General features: G+C 75.8%; 20 protein-coding genes. 11 read left to right on the forward strand and 9 right to left on the reverse strand.

The features are described 5' to 3' along the window. Positions 1-16: 16 nt before the first annotated feature. The 3 genes from PUR61_RS41920 to PUR61_RS41930 all read right to left on the reverse strand — a co-directional run bounded on the left by PUR61_RS41920 (position 17) and on the right by PUR61_RS41930 (position 7,309). A complete protein-coding gene (locus tag PUR61_RS41920; protein ID WP_329885219.1) occupies positions 17-4,603 on the reverse strand; it encodes a hypothetical protein in 4,587 nt (1,528 codons plus the stop codon). Positions 4,604-4,698: 95 nt separating this feature from the next. Then, entirely contained in the window at positions 4,699-5,574 is an 876-nt protein-coding gene (locus PUR61_RS41925; protein ID WP_329885220.1) for a hypothetical protein, read from the reverse strand. 193 nt (positions 5,575-5,767) lie between these two features. Next, entirely contained in the window at positions 5,768-7,309 is a 1,542-nt protein-coding gene (locus PUR61_RS41930; RefSeq protein WP_443035331.1) for a hypothetical protein, read from the reverse strand. A gap of 227 nt (positions 7,310-7,536) precedes the next feature. On the opposite strand from PUR61_RS41930, the gene PUR61_RS41935 reads away from it, so the two are divergent. The 5 genes from PUR61_RS41935 (at position 7,537) to PUR61_RS41955 (ending at position 11,899) form a co-directional block, all read left to right on the forward strand. Continuing rightward, positions 7,537-8,583: an IPT/TIG domain-containing protein gene (locus PUR61_RS41935; RefSeq protein ID WP_329885221.1), complete on the forward strand. Its 1,047-nt coding sequence runs from the start codon at positions 7,537-7,539 to the stop codon at positions 8,581-8,583. A 231-nt stretch (positions 8,584-8,814) separates the two neighbouring features. Beyond that, complete coding sequence (locus tag PUR61_RS41940; RefSeq protein WP_329885222.1) at positions 8,815-9,369, forward strand: hypothetical protein; 555 nt, start codon at positions 8,815-8,817, stop codon at positions 9,367-9,369. Positions 9,370-9,444: 75 nt separating this feature from the next. Continuing rightward, complete coding sequence (locus PUR61_RS41945) at positions 9,445-10,221, forward strand: LamB/YcsF family protein (protein ID WP_329885223.1); 777 nt, start codon at positions 9,445-9,447, stop codon at positions 10,219-10,221. Beyond that, positions 10,218-11,015, forward strand: a complete 798-nt coding sequence (gene pxpB, locus PUR61_RS41950) for a 5-oxoprolinase subunit PxpB (RefSeq protein WP_443035332.1) — start codon at positions 10,218-10,220, stop codon at positions 11,013-11,015. Before PUR61_RS41945 ends, pxpB begins: the two co-directional genes overlap by 4 nt. Next, positions 11,012-11,899, forward strand: coding sequence for a biotin-dependent carboxyltransferase family protein (locus PUR61_RS41955; protein WP_329885224.1), 888 nt, complete (start codon positions 11,012-11,014; stop codon positions 11,897-11,899). The genes pxpB and PUR61_RS41955 overlap by 4 nt, the downstream gene beginning before the upstream one ends. An 83-nt stretch (positions 11,900-11,982) precedes the next feature. Here PUR61_RS41955 and PUR61_RS41960 read toward each other — a convergent pair whose 3' ends face one another. Next, positions 11,983-13,014, reverse strand: coding sequence for a saccharopine dehydrogenase family protein (locus PUR61_RS41960; RefSeq protein WP_329885225.1), 1,032 nt, complete (start codon positions 13,012-13,014; stop codon positions 11,983-11,985). Positions 13,015-13,113: 99 nt separating this feature from the next. Here PUR61_RS41960 and PUR61_RS41965 point away from each other — a divergent pair, with 99 nt between their 5' ends. Then, positions 13,114-14,061: a helix-turn-helix domain-containing protein gene (locus PUR61_RS41965; RefSeq protein WP_329885226.1), complete on the forward strand. Its 948-nt coding sequence runs from the start codon at positions 13,114-13,116 to the stop codon at positions 14,059-14,061. Positions 14,062-14,170: 109 nt separating this feature from the next. On the opposite strand, the gene PUR61_RS41970 is transcribed toward PUR61_RS41965, so the two are convergent. Next, positions 14,171-15,097 carry an aminoglycoside phosphotransferase family protein gene (locus tag PUR61_RS41970; RefSeq protein ID WP_329885227.1) on the reverse strand — a complete coding sequence of 309 codons (927 nt, stop codon included), beginning with the start codon at positions 15,095-15,097 and terminating at the stop codon, positions 14,171-14,173. 37 nt (positions 15,098-15,134) lie between these two features. Further along, positions 15,135-15,905 (reverse strand): alpha/beta fold hydrolase, encoded by a 771-nt coding sequence (locus PUR61_RS41975; RefSeq protein WP_329885228.1) that lies wholly within the window; start codon positions 15,903-15,905, stop codon positions 15,135-15,137. Between the two features lie 107 nt (positions 15,906-16,012). On the opposite strand from PUR61_RS41975, the gene PUR61_RS41980 reads away from it, so the two are divergent. Continuing rightward, complete coding sequence (locus PUR61_RS41980; protein WP_329885229.1) at positions 16,013-16,546, forward strand: PadR family transcriptional regulator; 534 nt, start codon at positions 16,013-16,015, stop codon at positions 16,544-16,546. Positions 16,547-16,663: 117 nt separating this feature from the next. Here the strand turns inward: PUR61_RS41980 and PUR61_RS41985 are convergent, their stop codons facing one another. Next, complete coding sequence (locus PUR61_RS41985; RefSeq protein WP_329885283.1) at positions 16,664-17,164, reverse strand: DUF4396 domain-containing protein; 501 nt, start codon at positions 17,162-17,164, stop codon at positions 16,664-16,666. A gap of 243 nt (positions 17,165-17,407) precedes the next feature. On the opposite strand from PUR61_RS41985, the gene PUR61_RS41990 reads away from it, so the two are divergent. Continuing rightward, entirely contained in the window at positions 17,408-18,103 is a 696-nt protein-coding gene (locus PUR61_RS41990; protein WP_329885230.1) for a class I SAM-dependent methyltransferase, read from the forward strand. Positions 18,104-18,397: 294 nt separating this feature from the next. After that, positions 18,398-19,243 carry an undecaprenyl-diphosphate phosphatase gene (locus tag PUR61_RS41995; RefSeq protein ID WP_443035338.1) on the forward strand — a complete coding sequence of 282 codons (846 nt, stop codon included), beginning with the start codon at positions 18,398-18,400 and terminating at the stop codon, positions 19,241-19,243. Between the two features lie 141 nt (positions 19,244-19,384). On the opposite strand, the gene PUR61_RS42000 is transcribed toward PUR61_RS41995, so the two are convergent. Beyond that, entirely contained in the window at positions 19,385-20,908 is a 1,524-nt protein-coding gene (locus tag PUR61_RS42000; protein ID WP_329885232.1) for a HEAT repeat domain-containing protein, read from the reverse strand. A gap of 283 nt (positions 20,909-21,191) precedes the next feature. On the opposite strand from PUR61_RS42000, the gene PUR61_RS42005 reads away from it, so the two are divergent. Continuing rightward, complete coding sequence (locus tag PUR61_RS42005; RefSeq protein WP_329885233.1) at positions 21,192-21,731, forward strand: hypothetical protein; 540 nt, start codon at positions 21,192-21,194, stop codon at positions 21,729-21,731. A 211-nt stretch (positions 21,732-21,942) separates the two neighbouring features. On the opposite strand, the gene PUR61_RS42010 is transcribed toward PUR61_RS42005, so the two are convergent. Continuing rightward, positions 21,943-23,430: a DNA-binding protein NsdB gene (locus PUR61_RS42010; protein WP_329885234.1), complete on the reverse strand. Its 1,488-nt coding sequence runs from the start codon at positions 23,428-23,430 to the stop codon at positions 21,943-21,945. A gap of 475 nt (positions 23,431-23,905) precedes the next feature. Between PUR61_RS42010 and PUR61_RS42015 the strand changes: the two genes are divergently transcribed. Further along, positions 23,906-25,120 carry an aminoglycoside phosphotransferase family protein gene (locus PUR61_RS42015; protein WP_329885235.1) on the forward strand — a complete coding sequence of 405 codons (1,215 nt, stop codon included), beginning with the start codon at positions 23,906-23,908 and terminating at the stop codon, positions 25,118-25,120. Positions 25,121-25,133: the final 13 nt, after the last annotated feature.

Below are 25,133 nucleotides of genomic sequence, written 5' to 3' on the forward strand. Positions count from 1 at the left end.
CCCCACCGTACGACGGTCACGAGGAGGCCGGCGCCTCCGCCGGCCGCTTGAACATCCGGGTGGCGGTGATCTCGCCGTGGACGGCCGGGCCGTCCGGGTCCTGCGGCGCCGGCAGGCCGGGCCGCAGGTGTTCCTCCACCGAGATGTACTTCAGCCCCGCCCGCAGGTCGGCGTCGTTGCGCAGCCGGATGACCAGCGGGAACTCGGCGAGCGCCGTGGTGTCGAACAACCCGGTGGTGTAGATCAGCTGGACGCCGAGCGCGTCGGCCACGGCGCGCTGGAGCTCCAGCAGGTAGGTGGCGTTGGCCCGGCCGATCGGGTTGTCGAGGAACAGGGTGCCGGCGTGCCGCAGCTGGGACTGGCCCCGGTCGTTGGCGCGCAGCGCGGCCATGGTGCAGTACAGCGCGATGGCGGCGGTGAGCAGCTGGCCGCCGGAGAAGACGTCGGACATCTGGCCGACGCCGACCCGTTCGGCCCGCAGCACCGCGTCGGGCTTGAGGATCTCGACGGAGACCCCTCGCGGGCCGATCGCGGCGGCGACGCCGCGCAGCAGCAGGGACATGCCGTCGCGACGCAGGTCGCTGTTCTTCCGGACGGCGGCGCGGGTGGCCTCGTCGATGACCTCGCCGAGCCGCTCGACCAGGGTGGCGTGGTCCGGGTCCTCGAAGCGGATCCGGAGGAACTCCTGGCCGGACCACTCCCCCAGGCCCTCGGGCAGCCGGGAGAGCCGCTGGGCGGCGCGCAGGGTGGTGAGCGAGGACTCCACCAGGCCGCGCAGGCGGTCGACGATCGAGCCTCGGTTGCGCTCCAGCTGGGCGAGTTCGTCGGTGAGCACGCGCAGCCGGGGGGCGAAGGCGACGGCCCAGGCGGCGGCGTGGTCGGGCAGGGCGGAGGCGGGCAGTTCGCGGATCTGCTGGCGGGCCGGGGTGCGGACGGCCTCGAAGCGGGCCGCGTTGGCGTGCCGGACCAGCGTGTCCGAGGCGTCGCGTACGGCGAGTTCGGCGGAGGAGAGCTCGCCGGCGGCGGTGCGCAGGGCACGGCGGGCCTCGGCGGCGGCGGCGCGGGCGTCGACGATCGAGCCCAGGTAGGGCTCGACCGGCCGGTCCGCGTCGTCCTGGTGCTCGCGCAGGCCGTCGCGGAGCTGACCGGCGTGCTCGTCGAAGTCGGCGGCGGCGGCCTGGGCGGCGTCGGAGGTGCGCCGGAGGTCGGCGTGCACGGTGCGGGCGGTGTCCAGGGCCTCGCGGCGGTCGGCGAGCCGGCCGGTGGCGGTCCGCAACAGGACCTGGGCGTGCTCGGGGTCGGTGGGGACCAGCTCCTCGGGCAGCTCGGTGTGCGCCTCGCCGTCGACGGGGGCGGAGCGTTCGGCGTCACCGCGGAGCCGGCCGAGCTGCTCGCTGGCGACGGCGGCGCGGGTCTCGATGGTGGCGACCAGCTCCTCAGCCCGGGCGGCGGCGGCCTGACGGGCCGGGCCGTCGGCGCCGTCGGGGCTGCCCAGCAGCTCCTCGGCGCGGGTGCGGACCTTGTTGGTGAGGCGGTCGAGCTCGGTCGCGGCGGCGGCCTCGTCGCCCTCGGCGCGGGCCTGCTCGGCGCGCAGGTCGGCGCCGACGCCGACCTTCTCGTACAGCTGGGACGCGGCCCGGTAGGCCTCGCGGAGTGCGGGGAGCGCGACGGACGTCGCCTCGACGGGCTCGTCGTCCTGCTCGGCGGCGGGGATCTCGGCGCGTTCGGCCCGCAGGGTGCGGGCGGTCCGGCGGGCGTCGTCGGCGGCGCGCTGGGCGGCGCGCCGGTCCTCGTCGCAGGTGCGGGCGCGTTCGGCGCAGACGGCCTGACGGCGGTCGCACTCGGCGGCGTCCTCGGCGAGTTCGCGCTGGCGGCGGCTCCAGTTGGCCCGCTCGCGCAGGCGGAAGGCGAGGCCGGAGAGGGCGTCGGCGCGGCGCCGGGCCTGCTGGGCGGCCTCCCGGTGCTCCTCGTGGGCGACGGCGGCGGTGGCGTGGTCGGTCTCGGCCTCGTCGTGCTCGGCCCGCAGGGTGGCCAGGGCCGCGGCGGCGTGCTCGGCGTGCTCGCGGGCGGCCTCGGCGGCGGCAGCCAGTTCGGCGAGGGTGCCGGGCGGGCAGCTGGCGTGCCAGGAGGCGAGCCGGGCGGCCAGCGCGCGGTCGCCGCCGAGGCGGCCGGCGAGTTCGCGGATGTGCTCCTCGCGGGTGGTGGCGCGGGCGCGCAGCTCGCGGCGCTCGTCGTCGGCGGCGGACTCGTCGTGCATGGCCGGGTTCGGCGGGACCAGGAAGAAGGCCGGCTCGTCGGTGATCGGGGCGATCAGCGCGGCGGCGGCGCCGACGGCGACGGTCGAGCGGGGCAGCAGCGCGGCGGACTGCAGGGCCTCGCGGGCCCGGTCGAGCGAGTGGGGGTCGGTGATGACGACGCCGTCGACGAGTTCGGGGCGGGCGGCGAGGATCGCCTCGTGGTCGGCCGGGTCGACGGACTGGGCGAGGTAGCGCCAGCCGGGCAGCGCGGGGATGCCGTGCTCGGCGAGGTACTCGACGGTGGCCAGGACGTCCGGGCCGGGCGGCAGCAGGCCGCCGTCGCCGAGGGCGGCGAGGATCCGGGAGTCGTCGGCGGCGGCGGTGCGCAGGTCGAAGAGGGTGCGCTCGGCGGCGGCGATGGTCTCGTCGAGGAGTTCGCGCAGGTACTCGGCGTTGCGGTCGAGGACGGCGGGGGTGAGGAAGCCGGCGTCCTCCTCGGCTCCCGTCCCCTCCTCGTGCCAGTCGGTGGGAGCGGGCGTGAGCGAGAGCAGATCGGCGAGGCGGGGCTCGGTGGCGAGCAGGGCGGCGGTGCGCTGCTCGGCGGCGAGTGCCCGGACGGCGGCCTTGCGGGCGTCGGTGGCGCGGGCGTCGGCGAGTTCGGCGCGGCCGGTGGCGGCGGCGGCCTCGCGCAGCCGGGCGGCGGCGGCCTCGGCGGCGGTACGGGCCCGGGCGAGGGCGTCGCCGGCGGACTTCTCGACGTCGGCGGCGTGCAGGGCGGCGCGGGCCGGGTCCGGCTCCGCGGTGTCGGGGTCGATCCAGCCGGCCTCGACGGCGGCCTCGGTCTCCTGCTCGACCTCGGCGAGCCGCTGGCGCAGGTGGTCGGCCTCGCTGCGGGCCTTCTGCGCGGCGGTGGCGGCCTCGGTGGCGTCGGTCTGGGACTTGGCGCCGTCGGCCTGGAGTTCGGCGGCGCGCTCCTCCTCGGTGTCGGCGCGCAGCTCGGCGGCGGCGGCGGCGCTCTCCAGGACGCGGGCCAGCGCGGTGGCGGCGCGGGCCCGGGCGGCCAGCGCGGGGGCGGCGTCCAGCTCCGCCTCACGGATCGCGGCGGCGACCCGCGCCACCCGGTCGGCGGCGGAGCGCTGGCGGAGCACCGTCTCGGCGGCCTGCCAGGCGGAGTGCAGGGTGCGGGCGTCGGTGAGCTCGCGGCGCAGCGCGGCGGCCTCGGCGGTGGCGGCGGCCAGGGCGAGGGTGGCGTGCCGGTGGGTGAGCTCGGCGGCGATCAGGGTGTGCCGGGTGCGGTCGGTCTCGGCGGCGGTGACGGCGCCCTCGGCGGCGGCCACCTCGACGGCCAGGTCGTGGGCGCGGTCGCGTTCGGCGGCGGCCCGGGAACTCAGGGCGTGGGCGAGCCGACGGGTGCGGCGCTCGGCCGTGCGGTGGGCCTCGCGGACGGACTCGCGGGCGGTGGTGGACTCGGCGATGCGCTCCAGCAGCTCCAGCGAACCGGCGGTGAAGTCGCGTTCGGCGGTGAGTTCGGAACGCAGGCCGAGTTTGGCGGCGAAGCCGTGGACCAGGTCGGCGAGGCCGTCGGTGTCCCGGGTGTCGGTGACGGCGCGCAGCAGCAGGTCGGTGAAGTCCTTGTCCTGCTTGACCGCGAAGAGGCCGGCCGCCTCGCCCTCGTCGGCGTTCATCTCGCGCTGGTAGCGGAAGAGTTCGGGGTCGAGGCCGAGTTCGCCGAGGTGCTCGGTCCAGCGGTCGTGGCCGTCCTCGAAGACCAGGTCGAGGTGCGGGTGGGCCTTGCCGGCCTCGGTGAGGGCGTCTCGGAACCCCTTCATGGTGCGGCGGCGGCCACGGGCCTTCTGGTCGCCGGCCAGGCTGACCCGCTCGGAGACCGGGAGGGAGTCCAGGGTGAGGCCGGGGCCGGGGCGGAAGGAGTACCAGGTCTCGGCGAACTTGCGCGGGTCCGAGGAGACCTGGCGTCCGCGCCACTCGCTGACCTTGCCGACCACGATCGGCTCGCCGGTGACGGTGTGCTGCCACTCCAGGGCGACGTGGCCGCAGTCGTCGGCGAGCAGGAATTTGCGGAGCACGCCGGAGCTGGCGCCGCCGAGGGTGTTGCGGTGACCGGGGAGCATGACCGAGAAGATCAGCTTGAGCAGGACGGACTTGCCGCCGCCGTTCTCCAGGAAGAGCACGCCGGCGGGCGCCGGGCGGCGGACCGGACCGTCGGGCTCCTCGCCGAACAGGCCGATCTGCTGGGGGGCCGGATCGGCGACGGGCTCGCCCACGCCGCGCAGGTCGAGCACCGTGTCGGCGTAGCGGGCGCCGGCCGGTCCGATCGAGTAGAGGCGGACCCGGTTGAGCTCGTACATGTGCGGCGGTTCTCCAGGAGACGGGTGGATGGGGGGCTGGTTCGGACGACTGGGGTCGGGGCGGATGCCGGAGGAGCGGGCGGGGGGTGGGGGCGTCAGAGGGAGTGGAACGGGAGGCCGGCGTCGGCGACCAGCTCGTCACCGGTGTCCGGGGGCAGCAGGGTGGCCGTGCCGTCGGAGACCGGGACGACGCCGAGGTCGAGCAGTTCGGCCATCGCGGCGCTGCCGGCCAGGTCGCGGACCTGGAGCTGGTAGCGGGCAGTGGTGCGGTAGGTGCCGCCCGCGTCGTCCGCGACCTTCTGCAGGAAGCCGGAGTCGACCAGGAACAGCACGGCCTTGGCGACGATGCCGATGGTGGAGCCGGACAGCCGGCGCGCGTCCTTGGTGGCGCCGGTGGCGGTGCGCCGGGCCCAGACCCGCCAGGCGGCCTCCAGGCCGGGGGCGTCGCTGTGCGGGTCGGTGTTGGCGCCGTCCACGGTGGCCTGTTCCTCCAGGCGGCGGCAGGCCTGGCGGACGAAGGCGTCGACGCCGTTCACGGTGATCCGGCCGAGGTAGCCGTCGTCGGCGAGGTCCTCGGGCCGGGGGAAGGCCATCGCGGCGACGGCGAGGTGGGCCAGGCCGTGCAGGAAGCGGTCGGTGGACTCGGAGGCGGCGCGCCGGGAGTAGTCGCCCATCCGGACGGCGAAGACGGACTCCTCGGCGGCGGCGACGGCCATGCCGGCGCGCGGCGAGACCTCCAGGACGACCAGGCCCATGCCGGTGGCGACGGCGTCGGCGAGGCGGGCGAAGGCCGGGTCCTCGCGGTAGCGGCGGACCAGTTCGGTGTACTCGGCGTCGCGGGCCGGGAGCAGCTTGGCCTGGAGGCCGAAGGAGACCAGCCGGGCGGCGTCGGCCACGTCGGCCGGGGTGATCGGCGCGGGCGCGGCGGGCTCGGTCTCGGGCGCCCAGGACGTGTCGTGGTGGGTCGTCACGGGCGGTGCTCCTCGGGGGCGTTGCTGGGGGTTCGGGGGGTCTGCCGACCGGCCGGGCGGGTGGTCCGGCGGGCGGCGGGGTGTCCGACCGGGCCGGTTTCCGGGCGGGTTTCCGGCCCGGCGGGGGGCCGGTGTCCGGTCGGCCGGCGGGTGGGTGTCCGGTGAGTGGTCCGGTGGCGCGTCGGCATGCGGATCAGCCGGCTTCCTTGCGGTCGGCCGCCATGCCGGCCGCGTCGAGCAGGGCGCTGCCGACGACGAGGTCGGCGCCGCCGAACTCCCGGTCGTGCAGCACCGTCCCGTCGTCGACCGCGAAGAGCAGCCGCTCCTCCCCCTGCCGGTAGGCGGTGCCGACCGGCGGACTGGCCGCGTGCACGGCCAGCAGGGCGACCAGGTAGGGGAGTTCCGGATCCTGCGCGCGGGCCTCGGCGAGCAGGCCGGAGAGCCGCCGGGGCGCGTCGGCCGGCAGGTCGAGCAGCTCCAGCGCGGCCTCCAGCTGGGCCTCGGAGAAGCGGCTGTCGTCCGGGGTGGCGACGAGGTCCGGGTCGGGCATCTCGGCGCCCAGGTGCTCGCGCTCGACCGGCGGGGTGAGCAGCAGGTCGACCAGGTCGGCGACCCGGACCGAGACCGGGGTGCGCAGACCGGTGCCGCGGGCGAAGAACGCGCCGGTGGGACCGACGGCCTGCTCTATCGGCAGCCGGAGCACCGGGGCGAGCAGCTGCCCGTAGAGGTCGATGCCGCTGCGGGCGCGCGGGGCGGAGAAGGCCTGCCGGTCCTGTTCGGCGCGGAACAGCGGCCCGGCCTCCAGCAGCCTGGTCTGCAGCTGGGTGTGGCGGCGGATGCAGTCCTTGACGATGTCGACCAGCTCGGCGGCGCGACGCTTGTGCTCCTGGTCCTCGGCCTCGTCCCGAGCCTTGCGGATGTTGGTGAGAATCGCGTTCTCGTGCCGGTAGCGGTCGGCGATGTGGTCGAGGGCCTCGTCGATGAGGTCGGGGACGGCCTGCATCCAGTCGACCGCGCGGACGTTGCGGCGGGTGGCGTCGAGGGCGCGGCGCAGCGTCTCGGCGTACTGGACCGTGCGGTAGCGGGCCTGCTCGGCGGCGAGCTGGGCGTCGGCCAGGCGGCCGCGCCGGATCAGCACCTCCAGCTTGACCTCGGCGGCGATCTGGGCGGAGGTGACGTCCGTGTCGAGCGCGCCGACGAGGACGTTGACCGCCTCGTCGGTGGTCCGCAGGTAGACGCCGCCGTCGGGGCCCGGGACCTCCTCGATCAGCTTGAAGTCGTAGTCGCGGCGGACGTACGCGCCCTCGGCGTCGAAGGTGCCGTAGACGGCGCGGAAGCCGCGGTCGACGCTGCCGACGTTGATCAGCGACTCCAGTACCCACCGGCCGACGCGCTGGTGCTCGGCGGCGGACCGGGCGGGTGCCTGGGCGGCGACCCGGGGCAGCAGCCGGGCCAGCACTATCTCGCGGTCGGCCCCGGTGTCGAAGTCCATGTTGAGGGTGACCAGGTCGATCGCGGCGAGCCCGACCTCGGCCATCGCGTAGCCGCCGTACTCGCCGGCGAGCATGACCTTGCGGCTGTCCAGGTCGTGCAGCGGCGCGGTGCAGGCCAGTGCCTTGAGCCGGCGGGCGAGGCCCTCGTCGGCGGCGGGGCCGGGCGCGGGCCGCGCGGCGGCGGCGGGCCCGGCGGGCGGCCGGGAGCCGTGCTCGGTGGGCTGGTCAGCGATGACGGTCACGGTGGACAAGACTAGAGGTAGGCGCCGACATCGACCGAAACGGACCTTACGGACGTCCCGCCGGCCCACCGGCCGGGGCGGACGTGCGGGACGGCGGCGCGGGACGGGGGCGCGCGGCACCGGGGAGGGAACGGCGAGGAGAACGGCTCCCGACAAGCCGGGGGCGAATAGAACCCGCTTTCGAGAAACGGCCCCACGAACGAACCGCCCCCGCCATGATTTCCCATATGATCACCAGACTGGTACGAGGTGGCCTCGCCGCCGCCCTCGCCGTGGCCGCCCTCACCACCGGCGCCGCCGTGTCCACCGCCGCGACCACCACCGGCACCGTCGCCAAGACGGCGGTCACCGGCCAGAACGTGACCGTGACGCAGGCCGGGAACTACCCGGTCTTCCCGGTCGACCGCACCAACATCTCGGTGACCTGGAAGTCCGCCGGCACCGCCGACCTCACCGGCGTCACCCACCTCACCGTCGAACTGCCGCCCGGCCTGACCACCGACGGTGCGACGATCACCTCCTTCCAGGACTACACCTTCACCCAGACGGTCTCCCCCGACGGCCGCCGGCTGGACGCCTACTTCACCGGGAACCGCGCGCCGGGGCGCAGCGAGTTCATGAAGGTGACCGTCGCCTCCCACGGCACCAGCCCGTCCGGGACGATCAAGGTGACGGCCGCGAACCGGAACGACGCCGACCCGTCGGACAACGTCTCCTCCCACCTGCTCGGCAGCGGCCCGCAGGCCCCGGCCACCCAGGCCGCCCCCGCGGTGGCCGCCCTCGGTACCACGACCGGCCCGGGCACCGGCGGCACCCCCGTCACACTGACCGGGACCGGCCTGGACAACGGCTTCGTCCTGTTCGGCGACTCGGTCGCGGCCGGCAGCTGCACCGCGACGGGCTGCGCCGTGACCGCGCCCGGCGGCTCGGGCAGCGTGCCGGTCACCGTGGTCACCCCCGGCGGCTCCGCGACCGCGGCCACCCCGTTCGACTACACCGGCGCCGCTCCGCCGGCGCCGGCCGCACCGGCGGTCACCGGCCTGACCACCAGCACCGGACCGGCCGCCGGCGGCACCCAGGTCTACGTGCAGGGCACCGGCCTGGCCAACGGCACGGTGCGCTTCGGCGGAGTGCCGGCCACCCGCTACTCCTGCGGCCCGGCGCTCTGCTCGGCGACCGCCCCGGCGGGCTCGGGCGTGGTCGACGTGACGGTGACGACGGCCGGCGGGACGAGCGCGCCCGTCACCGCGGGCCGGTTCACCTACACGCCCTGACGACGGCACCCCCGACGGGGCCCGGCACCCGCTGCGGTGCCGGGCCCCGCTGCGTTCGGCGGCGGTTCCGGGCCCGGGAGGGAGGGAGCGGAGCTCCCTCCCTCCCGGGCCCGGGGGCAGCGCTCCGGGCAGGCCCGCCGGCGAGTTGAACACGTTCAATTCGAGGTCTAGAGTCACGTCCGCGCAGACGGGAACAGCCCGGCCTGCCGCCTCGACACGGGGGTTTCCGCCATGAGCGACGCGACCGGAGACGCTGGGACCGCAGCCGAACGGGCGACCCTGCGACGGGTCCGGCGGTGGCTGTGGGTCTTCGTGGTCTGCCTGGTGCTGAGCGGACTGACCGCCTTCCCCCTGGAGAGCGAGACCCGATGGCTCGCCGACCTGGCCGCCGGCCCCGGCGCCCCCGTCACCGACCGGTTCCCCGCCCTGCTGGAGTGGATCGAGCGGGTCCGCGACGGCGTCGCCGAGACCAACGCCCGCCACCCCTTCCTCGCCTACGGCACCGACTGGCCGGCCTTCGCCCACCTGGTGATCGCGGCGGCCTTCCTGGGCCCGCTGAAGGACCCGGTCCGCAACGTCTGGGTGATCCGTTGGGCGGTCCTCGCCTGCGCCGGGATCATCCCCCTCGCCCTGGTCTGCGGACCGCTCCGCGGCATCCCCCCGTACTGGAGCCTTGTCGACATGTCGTTCGGGGTCGTGGGCGTGGTGCCGCTGCTGATCGTGCTGCGCGCGCTGCGGCCCCTCGTCGAGCGGGCGGAGAGCCGACCGGCCCCGGCAGTGGGCTGACCGGGCGGGCGTCACCCCGCCCTCACCCGCAGGCCCTACCATCTGGCTCAACAGCTGCTGGGAGGCGGGACGGGCGTGGCCGACGCGGTGATCGATCTCAATGCGGACCTCGGTGAGGGGTTCGGACGCTGGACGCTGACCGACGACGAGGCCCTGCTCTCCGTCGTCACCAGCGCCAACGTCGCCTGCGGCTTCCACGCCGGTGACCCGTCCACCATGCGCCGGGTCTGCTCCCTGGCCGCCGAGCGCGGCGTACGGATCGGCGCCCAGGTCTCCTACCGCGACCTCGCCGGCTTCGGCCGCCGCGCCATGGACGTCCCGCCCGACGAACTGGCCGACGAGATCGCCTACCAGATCGGCGCCCTCCAGGTCTTCGCCCGCGCGGCCGGCTCCCGGGTCTCCTACGTCAAGCCGCACGGCGCCCTCTACAACCGGGTGGTCGCCGACTCCGAACAGGCCGAGGCCGTGGTCGCCGGCATCCTTCGGGCCGGGGCCGTCTGCGACGGCCCGCTGCCCGTCCTCGGCCTGCCGGGCTCCCGGCTGCTGGCGGTCGCCGAGGGCGTCGGCCTGCCGGTCGTCGCCGAGGCCTTCGCCGACCGCGCCTACACCTGGGCCGGCACGCTCGTCCCGCGCCGCGAGCCGGACGCCGTGGTGCACGACCCCGCGACGGTGATCACCCGCGCGGTCGGCATCGCGCGGGACGGTTCGGTGGACGCCGTCGGCGGCGAGCCGATCACCGTCGAGGCCCGCTCCCTCTGCGTCCACGGCGACACCCCCGGCGCCGCCCAACTGGCCTGGCGCATCCGCGGCGCGCTCGCCTCCGCGGGCGTCCGGGTGGAGCCCTTCGCGTGACCGGGGCCGTGCCCGACGGGGGAGGTCCGGCCGCACACCGGCCGATCGCGGTCCGACCGGTCGGCGACCGGGCACTGCTGGCCGAACCGGCCGACCCCGCCGCTGCCACCGCCCTCTACGCGTGGCTGCGCGAACGGCAGGCCGCCGGCGAGCTGCCCGAGGTCGAGGAGATCGTCCCCGCCGCGCGGACCGTCCTGCTGGACGGCGTGGCCGACGTCCCCGCGCTGGCGGCCCTGCTGCGAAGCGCGCGCCCGACGGCCGCCGACACCGCGACCGGCCCGCTGGTGGAGGTGCCGACCGTGTACGACGGCGGGGACCTCGCCGAGGTCGCCGCGCTCTGGGGCGTCTCCCCGGAGGCCGCCGTCCGGATCCACACCGAACCCGAGTACGTCGTCGCGTTCTGCGGCTTCGCCCCCGGTTTCGGCTACCTCACCGGCCTGCCGCCCCGGTACGAGGTACCGCGCCGCGCCACCCCGCGCAGCGCCGTCCCGGCCGGCTCGGTCGCCCTGGCCGGCCCCTACAGCGGGATCTACCCGCGTTCCTCCCCCGGCGGCTGGCAGCTCCTCGGACACACCTCGCTACCGCTGTGGGACACCGCCCGCGAGCCGGCGGCGCTCCTCGCGCCGGGGGTGCGGGTCCGCTTCGCCCCGCTGACGGGCGGACCCGGCCTGTTCACCCCGCCGGCGGACGGACCCGGCCTGCCGACCGCCCACGGCGGCGCGGAGGCGGGCGGCGCGGAACCGGCGAGCGGTGGCCGCGGCGCCAGGGCCGGACGCCCCGGCGGTGCGGCGTGACCCCGGCCGACGGGCTGCTGGTGCTCCGGCCCGGACCGCTCACCACGGTGCAGGATCTCGGGCGGCGCGGTGTCGCCCACCTCGGCGTGCCCCGGGCGGGCGCGCTGGACGAGCCCGCGCTGCGCGCGGCCAACCGGCTGGCCGGCAACGAGCCCGGCGCGGCGGCCCTGGAGACCACGCTCGGCGGCGTCGCGCTGCGCGCGCTCCGGCCGCTGGTCCTCGCGGTCACCGGCGCACCGTCGCCGGTCCGGGTGGACGGCCGGGCCTCCGCCTGGGGCGCGCCGGTCGCCGTACCCGCCGGGGCGGTGGTCGAGGTCGGCGCCGCGACCCACGGCGTGCGCGCCTACCTGGCGGTGGCGGGCGGGATCGCCGTCCCGCCGGTCCTCGGCAGCCGGTCGGCCGACCTGCTGTCCGGGCTAGGGCCGGCTCCGCTGTCCGCCGGCGACCGGCTGCCGGTCGGCCCGCCTCCGCCGTACCGGCCGGTGCCGGAGCTGGTCCCGCTGCCCGCGCCTCCGGACGCGCTGGTGCTGCGGCTGAGGCCCGGCCCGCGCGCGGACTGGTTCGACCCGCAGGCCCTGACACGGCTCGCCGGCGACCCCTACCGGGTGGCCCCGGCCAGCAACCGGATCGCGCTGCGGACCGAGGGCCCGCCGGTCCGCCGGGCGCGGGACGACGAACTGGCGAGCGAGGGCATGGTGCTGGGCGCCGTACAGGTCCCGCCCGACGGCTGCCCGGTGGTCTTCCTGGCCGACCATCCGACCACCGGCGGGTACCCGGTCGTCGGTGTCGTCCCGCCCGCCGATCTGGCCGCCGCCGCCCAGGCCCGGCCCGGCACCCCGGTCCGCTTCACGGTGGTCCGGGGGCGCCGGGACCGGGGGCGGTAGCGCCCGGTCCCCGGCCGGGACGGTCGGCGCGGCGGCCCGGCGCTGCGGAACGCGTGGCCGTGGCCGGGTGGCCGGGTGGCCGGTCAGTGCGGGAGCTCGACCGCCAGGTACGGGCTCAGGGCCCGGAGGAAGTCCGCCGCGTCGAACATCGCACCGGCCGAGGCCACGCCCGTCGTCCGCGTCTCCCCGGCGAGGATCCTCCGGACGGCCTCCACCGCCAGGGGCGCCGTGATCGCGTAGATGTCCTGGCCGCGTGCCGTGGCGCGGCGCTCGACGCCGCCCGCGGCGACGACGACGTCCACGACGAAGGTCTGGTCCGACCGTCCCAGGGCGTCGACCGCCTCCGGCGCCGGGGTGGCCTCCGCCGCCAGGTCCCTCGCGGCCTCGACGGTCATGTAGGTGCGGACCTCCGGCACCGCCAGGTGGCTGGGCAGGGTCACGACGTCGGCCATGGTGAACTCGGCGATCACCCGTCGCTCGCCCAGCGGCGCCGGGAAGTCCCAGTCCTGCTCCACCACCTCGTCGTCGTGGTACCGGAGCCCGCTCTCCGCGAACCGCACCCGGCGGCCGGCGCGCCGCTGGTGGGAGACCTGGCCGGCCACCCGGGTGCCCGGCGTGGGGTGCCAGCTGTTCAGCCCGTACGCGACGTGCGCCACGTCCGCCGTCGTCCACTCGCCCATCGCCGCGGTCGCCAGCAGATCACCCAGCCCGCCGTAGAACGCCATCGCCGGCACCACGGCGACGCCCGCCTCCCGGGCCGCGTCCGCGTGTTCGGCGAACGTCTGGACGTTCGCCTCGATCTCCGCCGCGACGTCGACGTACGGGATCCCCGCGCGCAGCGCCGCCTCGACCAACGGGCCCGCCGTCACGGCGAACGGTCCGGCGCAGTTGACGACCGCCGCCGCACCCGCGAGCGCCCGGTCCAGCGAGCCGGCGTCGTCGACGGTCGCCGGGCGCACCGCCACGTCGCCCCACTCGGCGGCGAGTTCCTCCAGCCGGGCCGCGTCCCGGCCGGAGGCGACGGTGGTGAGACCGCGCCTCCGCAGCTCGGCGACGACGAAGCGCCCGGTGTGCCCGGTCGCCCCGTAGACCACTACCGCACCCGCTGTACCCATGGTTCCCCCCCGCTCTCGACGTGCTGACGGACCAAGTCTCACCGTCGGCGGGTCCGGAGCGTGAGGGTCCGGAACGACATCGCCCGTACACTTTCGGACATGCCGACTGTCGCACTGCTGGCCGCCGGTCACCTGTTGCACTTCGAACTCGCGGTGGCCTACGAGATCTTCGGCAATCCCCCGCGCGAGGCCGCGGACGCCTGGTACGACGTCCTGCTCTGCGGGCCGGGCCCGCTGCGGGTCGGCCCGTTCCTGGTCGAGCCCGACCACGGGCTGGAGCGGCTGGCCGACGCGGACACGGTGATCGTGCCCGCGTGCGCCGACGTCGACGAGCCGCCGCCCGCCGAGGTCGTCGAGGCCGTCCGCGCCGCCCACGCGGCGGGCGCCCGGGTCGCGTCCCTGTGCACCGGGGCGTTCGTGCTCGGCGCCGCGGGCCTGCTGGACGGCCGGCGCGCCACCACCCACTGGGCACACGCCGCGGAGTTGAGCGCCCGTCACCCGCTGGCGGTGGTCGACCCGGACGTGCTCTACACGGACAACGGCAGCGTACTGACGGCCGCCGGCAAGGCCGCCGCCGTGGACCTCTGCCTGCACCTGGTGCACCTCGACCACGGCGCCGCGATCGCCAACTCCGTCGCCCGCCGTCTCGTCATGCCGCCGCACCGCCCCGGCGGCCAGGCCCAGTTCGTGGCCACGCCGGTCCAGTCCTCGGGCGACCACACGCTCTCCCAGCTGCTCGCCTGGGTGCAGCAGCGGCTGGACCAGCCGCTGACGGTGACCGATCTCGCCCGCCGGGCGAACACCAGCCCGCGCCACCTCGGACGCCAGTTCCGGTCCGTACTCGGACAGAGCCCGATCCAGTGGCTGCTGACCCAACGCGTCCGCCGCGCACAGGAGTTGCTGGAGTCCACCGACGAGAGCGTCGAGGCGATCGCCGTCGCCACCGGCATGGGCACGGCGACGACGCTCCGGCGTCAGTTCAAGCGGGTCGTCGGGGTCCCGCCCGCCAGCTACCGGCACTCGTTCCGCAGCGCACGACCCGCCTGACCGGCGGACGCGCGCGGCGGCAGGGCGGGTCGGCCGCGGCGGGTCGGCCCGACCGCGGCGCGGGGAGCCCCACCGGCGTCCGGAGGCACCGACCTTCCGGGCTACCGGGCTACCGGGCCAACAGCGTCTCGGCGACGGCCCGCTGGACCGGGGCGACGACGTCCTCGCCGTCCTCGACGTCCCACAGGGCGTTCTGGAGGACCCGGCCGAGCGTCCAACCGACGGCGCGCGGGCGGTCGAGGGCGAGGCGGTCCGTCATCAGGTCGAAGCGGCGGCGCAGCGCACGCGGCAGGTCGCCGGTGGCGGTGAGGTCGGTCCAGCGGTTCCCGAGGGCGGGGAGCAGCTCGAAGCCGGGATCGCCGGCGAGCGGCTTGGGGTCGATGGCGAGCCAGGCCGCGCGGCCGTCCGGCCCGGACGGGGCGAGCACGTTGTCGTAGTGCAGGTCCCAGTGGAGCAACCGGTCGCCGGGCTCGGACCTGACCTCGCGGACGGCGGCGGCGCAGTCGGCGAGCAACCGGCGGTCGGCCGGGTCGGCGAGTCCGGCGAGCGCCGCCGGGACGTCGGCCAGCATCGCGTCGGTGACGTCCGCCAAGGTGCGGATGCCGTTCGGTGCCTGATGGCTCGTCAGCTCCGCGAGCAGTGCGGCGATCTCACCGACGGCGACCAGGTCGTCGGGCTCGGTGCGCAACGAGCGGGCCGGGTCGAGGCGCTCCAGCAGCATCGACCCGGTCGTCGGGTCGTGGTCGAGCAGCCGGACGGCGCCCCGCCCGTCCCAGGCGCGGAGGGCGACCGGCTCGCCGGCCGTCTCCTCGTCCACGGGCTGGAGCTTGAGTGCGGCGCGGGTGCCGTCGGCGCGGCGGACCGGGAGGACGAGGCCGACCGCACCGTGCGCGACCGGCCCGTCGGGGCGGAGCGACCAGCGGTCCATGAGCTCGTCGGCGAGGGCGGGGAGCCCGGCCGCCCAGCTGCGGCCGGGCTCCCCGAGGAAACCGTCGAGCGAGGCGGTCAGGGCCTCGGGGACGCGGATCATCACCATGTCGGACGACTCCCTCGGTCGGAGGACGGCCGGGCGCTCAGGTGCGGCGCGCCAGCCCGGCCGCGGCGACGGCCGCGAACCCCTCCGGATTATCGAGCATGATGTTGTGCCCGCAGTCCGGGACGGCCGCGAGCACCACCCCGGCCTCGCGGAGTCGATCCGCTCCGGGGTAGGGGCCGTCCTCGGCCGGGTGGAGGAAGGTGCGCGGCAGGTCGAGTCCGACCAGCAGCTCGCGGACGGTCGGGACGGTGCCCCGGGAGCGGTGGACGGCGCTGCGGTGGAGCGCCTCGGGACCGGCCAGCCGCATGGTCGCCCACCAGAACGGGCCCGCCCACTCGGCCACCTGCTCGTGGCCGCCGGCCAGGAACTCCTCCTCGGTGAAGCTGGCGAGGCCGCTGCTGCCGGGGCCCCGCACGGGAGCGGCCGGGTCGATGGCGGCGTCGACCAGGACGAGGCTGGCGACCAGCCCGGGGTGCCGGTGGGCCAGCACCACCGCGACCGCGCCGCCCATGCTGTGGCCGACCACCTCGACCCGGGTCAGGCCCGCCGCCCGGACCGCCGTGGCGACCGCGTCGGCGTGGTCCTCCATCGTGTACGCGAAGCCGGCGGGCCGGTCGCTGATCCCGAAGCCGAGCAGGTCGAGCAGGAGCGAGCGGCGGCCGGTGAGCAGCGGGTGGGCCGCCGCCGCGGCGAAGTAGACGGGCGAGCTGGAGCCGAGGCCGTGCAGGTAGAGGCGGGCGGGTTCGGCGCCGGGGACCTCGACCCAGCGGATCCGGTCGCCGTTCGGGGTGACGGTGGCTTCGCGCACGATCGTGCTCCTCGCTCGGTTCTGTGGCGTGACGAGACAGACCATACCTCGGAGTCGAGGTATAGCGACACCGATATATCTGCACCCGTGTCTGAGAGAGTGGCCCCATGCTCAAACTCGCGATCCTGGGGTTCCTCCACGACCGGCCGCTGCACGGTTACGAACTGCGCCGACACCTGGCGGCCCTCACCGGGCACGTGCGGCCGATCAGCGACGGCACGCTCTATCCGGCGATCAAGCGACTGGAGGCCGACGGCCTGCTCGTACGCACCGCGGAGCCCGGCGCGGCGGCCGCCCCGCGGCACACGCTCCGGCTGACCGACGCCGGGCGGGCCGCCCTGCTCGACCGGCTCCGCACCCCGGAGGAGCTGGACATCAGCGACGAGAACCGCTGGTTCGCCACCCTGGCGTTCCTGCGCCACCTCGACGCCGAACCGGCGGCGCAGGCCGCGGTGCTCCGCCGCCGCCTGGCCTTCCTCGGCGAGCCGGCCAGCTTCTTCTACGACGGCACCCGCCCGGTCGGCGCCGAGGAGGTCGACGACCCGTTCCGCCGAGGGATGCTGCTGATCGCCCGCGCCACCACCGCGGCCGAACTGGACTGGCTGCACGCCACCCTCTCGGAGCTCGACCGGGCCCACTGACCGACCCGGCGCCGACCGCCGACCGCGCGGAACGGCCGCGGCCCGCACCTGCTCCCGGGAGGAGGTGCGGGCCGCAGCCGTCCGACCGGGCGGCGCCGTCAGCGCCGTCGGCGCACGTCAGTGCCCGTGATGGGCGTGGACCACCGCATGGCCACGGCCCCGGCCGATCATCCACTTGTTGACCGGGACGGTCAGCACGAAGGCGAGGAGCAGCGCGCCGGCCAGTGCGAGCCAGAACAGGACGTCGCCGAGGCCGGCGTCCATCGCACCCGGGACGGTCATCATCACGGTGTTGTCGATCAGCTCCATGACGAGGATCGACACGGTGTCGGCCGCCAGCGCGACCTTCACCGCGGCACGGACGTCGAGGCCGGCCCCGAGCACGCCGCGCATGGTGAGCGCGTAGCCGAAGACGAAGGCCAGCGCGACCGAGAGCGCCACGGTCGCGCCGTTGTGCAGGCCGAGCGCGGTGCCGATCACCATGCCGAGGACCTCGCCGATCGCACAACCGGTGAGGCAGTGCAGGGTGGCCCGGGCGGCGGTCCGCCAGCTCGCGCCACCGGCGCCGTGCGCGTGCCCCGCGTGACCCGCGTGCCCGGCGGGTGCCGAGTGGTCCATCTCTCCAGTGTGACCCGGGCCGCCTTCGCCGACCCGGTGGGTGTCGCGGTGCCCGTGGTGCTCGTGGTCCACGTGCCGCGGGTGCTCGTGCCGGGCGGGGTGTGTCATGTCGTCCTCCGCTGTGCTCGGTCGCTCTGCGCTTCCCGGTTCCGCCGGTGAATTTATACCCCCTAGGGGTATAGGACAACCACGGATCGACCCACCCTCTTCCCGCCCCCGCCCGATCGTGTTCGGATGGATCGCATGGCTGACGAACGACGCACGGGATACGACGGGACCGGCCCGGGGGCGATCACGCCGGACGGCTGCGCGGTCGAGATGTACGGGCGACTGCTGCCCAACGGCGAGCCGGAGGTGATCGGGCGCGCCGTTCCGGCCGGCGCGAGCATCCTCGAACTCGGCTGCGGCGCGGGCAGGATGACGCATCCGCTGCTGGACCTCGGGTTCCGGGTGACGGCGGTGGACGAGTCGGCCGAGATGCTGGCCCGGGTGCACGGAGCGCGGACCGTCCGCAGCACGATCGAGCGGCTGGACCTCGACGAGCGGTTCGACGTCGTCCTGCTCGCGTCGTTCCTGGTGCACGCCGGCGACCCGGCGGTCCGCCGCGGACTGCTGGACACCTGCCGGCGGCACGTCGCGGCGGACGGCTGCGTGCTGCTCCAGCGCGAGGGCGAGGACTGGCAGCGCGACGTGCCCCGCGAGCGGCCGCTCCCCCCGGACGGGCTGGTGCGGGTGGCCTCGGCCACCCCGGTCGGGGACGGCGTCGCCTCCGTCCACGTCGAGTACGAGTTCCCGGACGCGCGGTGGACCCAGACCTTCCTCTCCCGGCCGCTCGACACGGCGCAGTTCGAGGGGGCCCTCGCCGAGGCCGGGCTGGCCGTCGAGTCCTACCTCACCGAGGACCGGATCTGGGTTCGGGCCCGTCCTGTCGCCGGCTGAACGCCAGCCCGCCGCGTGCGGCGCCCGGCGGAGGTCGACCCGGGCGGAGGTCGGCCGGGGCGCTGCACGCAGCGGCGGGGGCGAGCGTCAGCCCGTCACCTGAACGGCGTAGCATCAGGCGCACGCCGGGCCCGCGCGCGGCCCGAGCGCCGGGCGGGACCGGTGGTTCGCCTGCCATCGGACCGTGCCACTCGCATGCGCCGGCCGCACACCGCAGGGGCCCGTTCCCGCACCGACCAACAAGGACCGCTGAATGCGCATCGAGCGACGGATACCCCTGGCGGGTGTCCGGTGATCGAATGGTTCCACGGGGCCGTCCTCGGCCTGATCCAGGGGCTCACCGAGTTCCTGCCGATCTCGTCCAGCGCCCACCTCCGGGTCTTCCCCGCCCTGCTGGGCTGGCAGGACCCGGGTGCTGCGTTCACCGCCGTGACGCAGCTCGGCACCGAGACCGCGGTGCTGATCTACTTCCGCCGCGACATCGCCTCGATCGTGAAGACCTGGACGCTCTCGCTGTTCCGGCCGGCGCTCCGCTCGCACCAGGACGCCCGGATGGGCTGGTTCGTGATCATGGGCACCCTGCCGATCGGCATCCTGGGCAAGCTCTTCCAGGACACCATCGAGAAGGACCTGCGCGACCTGCGGATCATCGGCACCACGCTGATCGTCTTCGGCATCGTCCTGGCGATCGCAGACCGGACCAGGGCCGTCCGGCACGCCAAGCCGATCACCGACCTGACCCTCCCGCACGCGGCCGGCTACGGCCTGGCCCAGGCGCTCGCGCTCATTCCCGGTGTGTCCCGCTCCGGCGGCACGATCAGCGCCGGTCTACTGCTCGGCTACAGCCGCGAGGCGGCGGCGCGCTACTCGTTCCTGCTGGCGATCCCGGCCGTGCTGGCCTCCGGCGTGCTGGAGCTGTTCAAGATCGGCGAGGGGCCGGCCCCGGCCTGGGGACCGACCGTCCTGGCCACCGCGATCGCCTTCGTGGTCGGCTACGCGGCGATCTCCTGGTTCCTGAAGTACATCTCGAACAACAGCTTCATGCCGTTCGTGGTCTACCGCATCGCGCTCGGGATCCTGATCATCGTCCTGGTGTCCGTCGGCACCCTGACGCCCGACGCCGGCGTGGTGGCCAAGTGACCCCCCACCGGCAGGGTCGCGGCCGCAGGTAGAACCGCGTTCCACCGACGAAACGACGGAGCGGGCCGGTCCACCTCACCAGGTGGACCGGCCCGCTCCGTCATGACGAACCGGTCGTGACGAACTCGTCGTCACCGACGCCTACCGGCTCCGCTCCCGGGCGGCCGTCAGCCTGCCCCGGACGGCGGCATGGACCTCGGCTTCCTCGGCCGGATCGGCGGCGAGACGGCGCAGGCGCTCCAGCACGCGGGCGTCGCCGGTGGTGGCGACGTGCCTCGCAGCGAGCTCCCGGGTGGACTCCTCGCAGTCCCAGAGGCACTCGACGGCCGGCCCCTCGGGGAAGTGCACGTCGGTCACGGCGAGCGCCCGGGCGGCGCGGCCGCGCAGGTCGGAGGAGGCGGACTCCCCGTAGATGTGGCGCAGGACCGGGACGGCGGCGGCGACGGTCAGCCGCCCCGCACCGTCGACCAGCGTCCCGAGCCCGGCACCGGCGCCGGCCACTCCGCGGACCGAGATCCACCGGCGCAGCCCGGCCACCACCAGCGGGCCGTCGGCGGGCTCGCCCGCGTCGGCCAGCAGCTGGACGGCGGCCTCGCCGAGGGCGCTGTCGGCGCCGCCGGTCGCCGGGTCGGCCCAGCGGCGGGCGTGCACCAGCGCCTCCGGGCCGCGCATCCGGCCGATCAGTTCCAGGGCGAACCGGACCAGCCGGTCGTCCACGTCGGAGGCGGCCGCCTCGATCAGGTCGGCCGCGGCCGGGTCACGCTGGTCCACCAGGTGCCGCAGGGCGGCCCGGCGCGCGCCGGGCAGTCCGGAGCGGGCGGCCTCCAGCACGGCGGGGCGGTCCTCGGGCCGGACCACGGCGGTCAGGCAGCGGGCGGCGGCGGCGGCCCGGCGGTCCACGGCGTCGGGGCCGGTGGCGTCACGGCCGTCCCGCAGGTCGTAGGCCGGCTCGGTACGGTCCGGCCGGCCGGCGAAGGCGGTGGCGCGCAGGCTGCCGAGTTCGCCCTGGTCGGCCCAGGCGAGCACGTCGGCGGTGGACCAGCCCGGGGTGACGCCGCTGCGGTTCAGCTGGCGCTGCCAGAGGTCGAACGGGGACTGCTCGCCTGCCGCCGCGACCCGCGGGTGGTACGCCGCCCAGAGCCGCCAGGGCCGGGGCTCGTAGGCGGACCGGATGGTCTCCCGCAGTTCGGCGTCGCCCTCGGGGCCCGGCGCGAAGCGGTCCAGTACGGCGGTGCCGAGCAGCAGCAGGCCGCGGTCGTCGTCGCGCAGCGCGAGCTCGTCGAGGGCCCAGGCCCAGTTGGTGCCGGTGGCGGCGTACTCGCGGAGCATCAGCAGCGCGTCGCGCCGGCCGTACGCGGCGAGGTGGCCCAGGACGGAGAGCGCGAGGCCGGTCCGGGACTCGCCCTCGTCGAGGAGGTCCTCCGGTGAGTGCAGGTGGTCCTCGATGCCGTCGAGCGGCGCCTCCAGTTCCATGTAGAGGCGCGCGTAGTAGAGGGAGCGGTTCTCGACCTGCCAGTCGGCTCTCGGATCCCTGGTGACGCACTCCTCCAACGCGGCGATGGCCTCGGTGCGGTCGGCGGCCAGCGCATGGAGCTGCCCGTCACCGCGACCTCGCTGAAGGAGGCCGAGGAGGCTGGCACTAGGTGCTATCACTGGCTCGAACATGAGGTCAGCATCCGTTGCGGCGGTCGTAGTGGCAACGGGATTTCCGTCGCCGGGGTCTCTGGTGGGTACTGCGGTGGGCGCCCGGGCGCCGGAATCACCGAAGGTTACCGCCTCGGGCACCCCGCCGCACACAGGGCGACCGACCCTTTGTGCGCACTGGCATATGCCGGGGGAAATTTGCCTGCGTTCTGTCCAAATCGCCCACGAGGGTGATGCCGCTGTGCGACAGTCGACTTCACCATCCGGCCGGCCCGCCCATCACCTCGGGACCATTGGACTTGCCATGATCATGCCGAACACCGTCACCCGCCCACCCCGCGCCGCCGGTGCCACCACGCCGGCCGCCGTGACGGCCGAGACCGGAGCGCTCGGCGCGAGGACTGCGGCCGGCGGCCCGCCCGGCGGGGACGGCCCGGCGCACGGGGACGGCCAGCCGGGCGGCGACGGCCCGGCGGGCGAGAGAGTGGACGGCACCACGCAGGCGCCGCCCGACTCCGCCACCGTCGGCTCGGCCGAGTGGGACCTGCTCACCGACGACGCCCGGTGGTCCGCCGACGCCTACCGGCTGCTCGGCTGCGACCCGGGCCGCGGCCCGCTCAGCCTGGACCGCCTGCCCGACCGGCTGGACGAGGCCGACCGCCCCCAGCTGCGCCGGATGATGACCGACGCCCTGGTCCACGGACGGCACGCCTTCGGCACCCTCCAGGTCCGCCGCCCCGGCGGCGGGCACGACACGGTCGAGTACACCGGCGAGCCCGTGGTCGGCACCGACGGCACCGTGACCGCCCTGCGCATGCTGCTCCGCCGGGCGCACTCCTCCTAGGGCTTGCCTGTCGGACAAGCTCCGGTCCGCTCCCCCGCCCGGCAGACGGCGGCCGGCGGGCAGGCACCCGACACGGCGACCCACCGGCCGACCGATCATCGGACAGCGCGACCGTCGGGACAACTCGCCCCTCGGGCAGCGCGACCGTCGGGGCAGCGGGCCCCTCAGCCGATCCGGCCCTGAAGCGGCCGGCTCTCGGACGGCGTGGCTCTCAGGCGGGCCGCGGCCGGTTCGTCGCGTCCGCCGACCGCAGCTCCCGCCCCAGCTCGGCCCTGAGCTCGTCCACCGCCGGGACCCCCCGGTAGCGCGCGGTCAGCCGGTACATCTCCCGCAACCGGTCCCAGGTCCGGTGCGAGGAGTTCTGGCCGATCAGGTTCATCACCATCTTCACCTGGAAGTCCGCCGCGTCCGGCTCCCCCGTGATCCAGTGCACCGAGGCCAGCGTGATGCGGTCGAACAGCGCCGAACGCAGCTGCCCCGTACCCTCGCGCAGCACGATCACCCGCTCGGCGTGCCGGCGCGCGTCCGCCGCGGCCGACGCATCGTGCTCGGCGAGCGTCCGCAGCACCAGCGCCTGCATCCCGCGCAGCTCCGCCTCGTCGAAGACCTGCATCCAGGACGGCGGCGGACCGGTGACCTCCTCGGCGAAGAGGTCCTCGGCTTCCCCGAGGAGCCGCCGGGTCGCCTGCGCGTGCCCGATCGAGGCGTGCGCCCAGGCCTCCACGGTGTTCAGCATCGCCCGGGTCCTGGGCAGCATCCGGCCACCGCCGCCCGACTTGGCCGCCGCCATCAGGTCGATCGCGTCGTCGGCCCGCCCGAGGTGGACCATCTGCCGGGCCGCCCGGGAGATCGCCTCCCCCGCGCGCGGCCGGTCGCCCGCCTCCTTCGCCGCCTCGGCGGCGAGCAGGAAGTACTTCTGCGCGGTCGGCTCCAGGCCGACGTCGTGCGACATCCAGCCGGCCAGCACCGCGAGGTTGGCCGCGACCAGCCACAACCGCTGCTCCACGGCGGCGCCGTGGCGGTGCGTCAGCAGGCCGCCCACCTCGTTGAGCTGACCGACCACCGCCTTCCGCTGCAGGCCGCCGCCCCGGGCCGCGTCCCAGGCCCGGAACACCTGGACCGAGCGCTCCAGCGCCTCCACCTCGCCGGGCCCCACCGGGCCCGCGTCGTACAGGTCCACCACCGGGCGGGCGCCGCCCTGGGCGACCACCGGTCTCGGGCCGGGCGCCGAGGCCGCGTACGCGACCGCGTCCCCGCCCAGCCAGCCCTTCAGGGAGTCGGCGACGACCGCCCCGGCCGTGAGCGCAGCACCCGCGCCCACCAATCCACGTCGGTTCAGCATGAGGTCCATTCCCGTGAACTCGGTGAGGACCGCGGCCGTTCGATCCGGCTCCCATAACGACGAGATGGCGGACTGCGCCGCTCCGTTCCTGGTGGGCCGGTGTCGTTCCAGACCGAGGTCCTCAGTGGTGACGACACGGCCGAGCCGCTCCGTGAACACAGCTGCCAGCACCCTCGGCACCGGGTCGCGCGGGACCTCGCCCTGCTCGATCCACCGCCGGACCCGCGAGGTGTCGGTGGACAGCTGCTGCTGTCCCATCGCGGCACCACGCCGATTGACCAGCCGCGCGAGCTCGCCCTTCGACCATCCGGTCAGGACGAACAGATCGGCGAGTCGGGTGTTGGGTCCCCTGCTCACGTGAAGCCCCCAGGTTCCTCGGCTGGTTCGAGGCTAGAGGCTCCGTCATGTGCCAGGCGAGCATTCGCCAGGCTTCGCCAGGGCCCGCCACATTACCAACCACCGGCATTCGGGTGTGATGTAGAGGTGCGCCACCCCGACCCCCGGGTCGGGCGGTGTTCCAGGCCCTGGAGGGGTTCCCCCCTTCGGGTCGCGGAACGTCCCCGGTTCTCACCCGAGGGGGTGGCGCGGCCGGGTGGCGCGGGGGCGCCGGGCACGGCCACGGCAGTACCGGCCGACCGCATTCCCCAGGGTGCGGACGGCCGGTCCACCGCCGCAGCACGGGGTTCCGACCCCGGCGTCCGTGCCCGGAGCCCGCGCGCCACCCACCGGACCGAGCAAGGGCCGCCGTCACGCCAGGAAGCACGCGGCACCGGCCCTCCCCGCACCGGCGGGGCTCACCCGCAGACGGACAGGAAGGAACTTCCCTCACCCCATGTACTCCTCAGCGACCTCCCCGACGCCGACCGCGACCCGCGCGGCGCTGCGCCCCCCCACCGCAGCCACCGGCCGTCCCGGACCGAAGCAGGTGCCGCCGACCCGGCCCGCCGCCCCCCGCGGCGCCGACGGCCGGTCCGCGGACCCGCGGGGCCAGGCCGCCCGGACCGCGCTGGGCCTGCGGGCGCCGGATTCCGCCCTCCCCGTCGGCACCCGGGCGCCGGGCGCGCGGATCCCCGCCGCCCGCCCCGGCGACGGCCGGATGCTGCGCCCCGGCCAGTCCGGCGTCCAGGAACGGATCGACCCCGCGGCGCTGCAGACCCCCGCCGTGCGGGCCGCGCTCGCCGGTGTCGCCCGGATATGCCCCGCGTTCACCCCTCGCCAGGTGCTGCGTGAGGGGAGCCGCCACATCCTGGTGGCGGGCACCATCGGCCGCGCGCCGGTGGTGGCCAAGTGCCTGGCCCCGCAGGCCGTGCGGAGCGAGCACTTCGAACAGCTGGTGAGCGACTTCCACCACGAGGTCGCGGTCTACCGGGCGTTCGTCCGGCACCGACCGCCGGTGCGGCTGCCCCGCCTGGTGGCGGCCGACCACGACCGCTGCGTGCTCGTCATGGAGCGCGTTCCCGGCCGTCCGGCCGCCCGCGAGCGCCACCCGGTCAACGCGCCCACCCCGGGCGAGGTCCGGGCGCTGCTCACCGCCGTCCGGACGCTCAACCTCTGGCGGCCCCCGACCGACGTGTTCCAGCCACGGCTGGACTACCAGTTGGAGATCGCCCGGTACCACTCGGTGGGCCAGCTCACCGACCGGGACGCCGGCGACCTGCGCGGCCTCCTGCACGGGCTCGGCCACGTCCCGCTCCAGCTCTGCCACGGGGACGCGCTGCTCAGCAACATGCTGCTGGCGCCCTCCGGTCCGGTGCTGGTCGACTGGGAGCAGGCCGGCTGGTACCTGCCGGGGTACGACCTGGCGGTGCTGTGGAGCGTGCTCTCCGGGGACACCGCGGCCCGCCGCCAGATCAGCCAACTCGCCCAGAGCGGCGGCACGATGGCCCGGGACGCGTTCCTGGTCAACCTGGTCCTCGTGCTGATGCGGGAGATCCGGCTCTACGACGTGCCGGGCGCCGGCGAGGAGCAGCGGATCATGATCCGGCGGCTCTACGACGACGCCGCGCTGGCCCGCCGCGCGGTCCGGGCGGCCGTCGGCACCCGCTGAGCGGGCCGGTCCC

The organism is Streptomyces sp. BE20 (assembly GCF_036322525.1).
Classification (GTDB): Bacteria; Actinomycetota; Actinomycetes; order Streptomycetales; family Streptomycetaceae; genus Kitasatospora.

Bases quoted from the DNA above. Each gene is read 5' to 3' on its own strand.
- PUR61_RS41980 (WP_329885229.1), top strand. From the start codon at position 16,013: ATGCTCAAACTCGCGATCCTGGGGTTCCTCCACGACCGGCCGCTGCAC.
- PUR61_RS42015 (WP_329885235.1), top strand. From the start codon at position 23,906: ATGTACTCCTCAGCGACCTCCCCGACGCCGACCGCGACCCGCGCGGCG.
- PUR61_RS41960 (WP_329885225.1), bottom strand. From the start codon at position 13,014: ATGGGTACAGCGGGTGCGGTAGTGGTCTACGGGGCGACCGGGCACACC.
- PUR61_RS41920 (WP_329885219.1), bottom strand. From the start codon at position 4,603: ATGTACGAGCTCAACCGGGTCCGCCTCTACTCGATCGGACCGGCCGGC.
- PUR61_RS41990 (WP_329885230.1), top strand. From the start codon at position 17,408: ATGGCTGACGAACGACGCACGGGATACGACGGGACCGGCCCGGGGGCG.
- PUR61_RS42000 (WP_329885232.1), bottom strand. From the start codon at position 20,908: ATGTTCGAGCCAGTGATAGCACCTAGTGCCAGCCTCCTCGGCCTCCTT.
- PUR61_RS41970 (WP_329885227.1), bottom strand. From the start codon at position 15,097: ATGGTGATGATCCGCGTCCCCGAGGCCCTGACCGCCTCGCTCGACGGT.
- PUR61_RS41935 (WP_329885221.1), top strand. From the start codon at position 7,537: ATGATCACCAGACTGGTACGAGGTGGCCTCGCCGCCGCCCTCGCCGTG.
- PUR61_RS41940 (WP_329885222.1), top strand. From the start codon at position 8,815: ATGAGCGACGCGACCGGAGACGCTGGGACCGCAGCCGAACGGGCGACC.
- PUR61_RS41985 (WP_329885283.1), bottom strand. From the start codon at position 17,164: ATGGACCACTCGGCACCCGCCGGGCACGCGGGTCACGCGGGGCACGCG.
- PUR61_RS41965 (WP_329885226.1), top strand. From the start codon at position 13,114: ATGCCGACTGTCGCACTGCTGGCCGCCGGTCACCTGTTGCACTTCGAA.
- PUR61_RS42005 (WP_329885233.1), top strand. From the start codon at position 21,192: ATGATCATGCCGAACACCGTCACCCGCCCACCCCGCGCCGCCGGTGCC.